We start from the raw sequence: 3,751 nt of genomic DNA, 5'->3' as shown, positions 1-3,751 counted from the left end.
TGATTGAAGGTCTGCAGCGCGCCGGCATAGGCCTCGTAAATCGGCACGCCGGCTTGATAGAGCGGCGTGGGTGCCGGCTCATGAGGGCCAGGACCCGGCCCAGGCCCTGGAGCAGGTTCGTCGGGAGAGATCAGGGCGGAGCGGAGATACCAGTCACCGTCTGCCGGATCACTGACGCCGTTCTTGTAAAGGCGATAGGCATAGGCACCGGCGACGACGGCCTGATCGCCCTGGTAAACATAGTCGCCCTGCAGTGCGAAGGCCCCGTTAGAAGCTCCGCCGACATCGACGATCTTGATGCCTTCCACGGTTTGAGCGCCCGCGCCCCCGAGATTGACGACCTGCACATTGGTGGAACCCGACGTGCCGCCGGAAATCACAAGAAGGTCGGTAGACGACACGTCGTCACCAAGCACGGTCTCGACTTCAAGCGTGCCGCCACTCCCCACATAGTCGCCGTCGATCGTCAGCGTACCGATCGAGTTGCCCGGCGCGATCGTGCCGGCGCTTGTCAGCGATCCGACAACGGTGCCGGTGCCCTGCAGCCGGCCGTCGGCCAGGACGTCGATACCACCCCCGGCGATAGCCGTTCCGTTGACCGCGAGTTTACCGCTTGCCACCTCGATTGAGGCGGAGGTTGAGCTGCCATCGAGCTGGAGGGAACCGGAGTTAACCGTCAGTGCGTCGATACCGGTAATAGAAAAGGGTGCACTATAGACAAAGCTGCCGCTGCCAAGGTCGAACGTTAGCAGGTCAGTACCGTCTCCAGTGATGTTGCCACTGATGTCGCCTCCAGTGACAGTCAGGGTATCGGTGCCGCCCCCCAGAACTACGTCACCGGTGAGCGTGCCTGCCGTCGTGATCGTAGCGCTGCCATTGTTCTCGTCGCTGCCATCGCGATCGGCGTCACCGTCTCGCAAAGCCACTCCGGAGGCAGAGCCGTCAATGATTACCCCGGCGTCAATGGTCACCGTCCCGTTGCCCGCACCCGCTGTATGTATTGCTGCGCCGTTCCCACCGCCTCCCGTGACAGTGCCGCTAGCGACGTTGATGTTATACGTTCCGGCACCGTTGTTTCGGGCGAATAAGCCGTCGCCGCTGCCGTTGTTCGTAACTGTGCCTCCGCTCATGCTGATGCTGGCAGTGCTCGTGGCCACTGCATTGTTGACCACCGCGCTCAGGACGGGATTGGTGCCGCTTTGGACCGTGACCGCGCCGCCTGCCATGGTGATGCCGGCGCTGCCCAGCTCGGACTGGCTGAGGATGCCTGTCCCCGAAGCGGTCGTGACCGTACCGTCGCTGATGGTGACACTGGCCGCGCCAGAGGAGGYGGTATTGGCGATGATGGCCCGCAGGCCGGCACCAGTGGCGCCGACGGTGCTGACCGATCCGCCCGTCATCGTGATCACGGCATTGCCAGTGCCCTGATTTAGAKCATAGACGCCATTGCCTGCTCCCGTATTGATGACCTGCCCACCATTGAGCGTGATCAGGGCACTGCCCGCGCCGATGTTGCCAGCGGTATTGTTGATTCCCGCGAAGACCGAGCCTACATTGGCGCGCGTCGTCACTGTGCCTGTGTCCATCCGAATGATGGTGTTCCCGGCAGTTCCTATATTGGAGGCGYGAAGGCCGTTCGTATTAGTCAAGGTCGACTGAGCCGATTGGAACAAGAGCGCATTGACAACGATGTCGTTGATATTGTTCGACGAGCTGGTGAGGGTGACGGCGCCCACGCTCACATTGGTCTTCAGGGCAACCAGATTCGGATTATCGAGTATCAGCGTCAGGCCGCTTGCATTCTGATAGATGATGCCGGGCGAGGGATAATTGCTGCCGGAGCACGTGACGACACCGCCGACCGGCGCGCCGCATTCATTGGCAGCGGCGGCGCGGTCGTGCGCCATACATAAGAGCGCTGCAGTCAGCGCGATTTTTGAGGTGGCGCTACGATAACAGTTTGCATGCTTTGACATCAGTCCTCGCCAGGATCATCCACAGGGCCTCTTTATCCCATCGTCGGGTTCGCCTGGACGCCCCTTTTCCTGGCGTGATCACACTGCATGCGAATCGAAAAACTATGCAATTACAAGTTTTTGCATATGCGCGCCTTTGATCCTGCGGCGTGTCCGTTTGGCAACATGGACTACCGCGCGGTGACCGGATTGGATGCCTGAAAAGATGGTTACTAGCCTCTTCACCAAAGATAGCGAGATTTCGCACTCCTGAGCCAAAATGGGGTAAATGCACCGCATCTCAAATGTAGCCTGGGGTTGCGGTAAGCTCATGACGAGCCTTCAAAAAGATTGGCTTGTGCGCGCGATATTGGCTGTGCACAGCTATCGACAGATGTATGTTCTTGCCTGCGAGATCGTGGGCAAAACGGAAGACGAAACGGTCAGGGAGGCGGCGGAACGGGTCATCGCTCGGCTCAATTCGATCATCGATCTACCGGTGACCGATGGAAGGGAGCTGGCCCTTGCGTTGCGCGAATTCCTCAAGCTGATCGGCAAGTTGCATACGGGGAGAACCGAGATGATGTCTGCGGTAGCCGAACTGTGAAGTCGATCCCTACTGAAACCTCGCGCTCACTTGGGGCGCGCCGCTCCATTTGCCGGTCATCCCGTATTCGCGGGAGGATGCTTCAATGACCTGTGGCATCCTTGCGTGCAGGCGCAGCACGAATACCGCACTCAGCAGCGTGAACCAGACTTGCCCACGAAGAACGGGGACTCAAGGTTGGCGTAGAGAAGCATGAAGAGCCAAATTCGTAAGAAGAGCAGAGCGAGGCGCGGATCGTTGTCCGAGCCCTGAGACTTGTTGAAGTCCCGTACGTTGGCTTTTCCGAACTTCTTCCGGAACTGAATCAGATCGCATTCCCAATGCCCGAACTGTTTTCGATCCGCGACGATTCGGGGCGGCGCAGGATGTTGAGTTCCGGGCTAAACCGTTGTCCATGCTTGTGTCTTGCATGTCGCGGTCGGCGCCGGGCACGATGCTCCGGCAGATGCCGCCACAGCTTGATGGCCTGGCCGTCTGCGGAATAGGCGAACTTATAGATCGTCTCGTGACTGACCGAGATCGGATTGCGTTCTAGGCGCATGCGCCCGGAGATCTGCTGCGGCGACCAGCCGTACATGATCCGCTCGATCACCGACTGCCGGACATGCGAGTAGCGCGAAAGCTTCCGTAGCTTCGCACGGCGTTCACGAGCCATGCCATGCGCCGTCACGCAGTAGTAGCCGCTAAGATCGGGAACGACAGTATCAACGAATACATTGCGCCTGAGCTCGCGGAAAATCGTCGAACGATGCCGGCCGAGCTTCTCGGCGATGACGGTGGCGCTGAGGCCGGCCGATCGCCAGCGAGCGATCCTGCGACGTTCATCCATATCGATCTGGGAGTAGGTGCGTCTCATGAGCATTCCTTGCGCGTGATAACCCATTGGTATCTATCGCAAGTCGCACTTCATCCTTGAACCCACCCCTCTACATCCAATGTCAAAGCTGGTTAGAGGTGCGGCGCCGCCAGCCAGTTAGAAATGCGACACTCAGCATCGCCGCTGGCGCTGACCGCAGCCCCCGATCCGACCGGCTGGGCCGGGTTGCGAGGGAGGAGCGGGGGCGGGTGAGGGACGCGCCCCTTCGTCTTTAGCTTTGAGACTATGAGTGCCAGCGGTTCATTCCGCTGCCTCCATGCGCGCCAGCGCCTTCTGCCTTTTGGCAATGACCTCCGGATCATTCATGAAATC

At 59.7% G+C, this 3,751-nt stretch carries 2 protein-coding genes and 1 pseudogene; 1 reads left to right on the top strand and 2 read right to left on the bottom strand.

Features of this window, described 5'->3' with window-relative positions; translation table 11 throughout:
* Positions 1 to 1,976, bottom strand: a 1,976-nt coding sequence (locus LCM4573_RS19160; protein WP_116285610.1) for an autotransporter outer membrane beta-barrel domain-containing protein, incomplete at its 3' end; no start/stop codon positions are given.
* Positions 1,977 to 2,244: 268 nt separating this feature from the next.
* On the opposite strand from LCM4573_RS19160, the gene LCM4573_RS19155 reads away from it, so the two are divergent.
* The gene (locus LCM4573_RS19155) at positions 2,245 to 2,562 is read left to right on the top strand and encodes a hypothetical protein (RefSeq protein WP_157895529.1); all 318 of its coding nucleotides are present in this window, start codon (positions 2,245 to 2,247) and stop codon (positions 2,560 to 2,562) included.
* Positions 2,563 to 2,831: 269 nt separating this feature from the next.
* Here the strand turns inward: LCM4573_RS19155 and LCM4573_RS19150 are convergent.
* Positions 2,832 to 3,418 (bottom strand): annotated as a pseudogene (locus LCM4573_RS19150) (IS30 family transposase); the annotation flags it as partial.
* Positions 3,419 to 3,751 lie beyond the last annotated feature (333 nt).

It is taken from the genome of Rhizobium sp. LCM 4573, assembly GCF_001854865.1.
Taxonomy (GTDB): domain Bacteria; phylum Pseudomonadota; class Alphaproteobacteria; order Rhizobiales; family Rhizobiaceae; genus Neorhizobium.
Note: the sequence above shows the minus strand (reverse complement) of the source record. Positions and strands in the feature narration are given on the sequence as shown.

Bases quoted from the DNA above. Each gene is read 5' to 3' on its own strand.
- LCM4573_RS19155 (WP_157895529.1), top strand. From the start codon at position 2,245: ATGCACCGCATCTCAAATGTAGCCTGGGGTTGCGGTAAGCTCATGACG.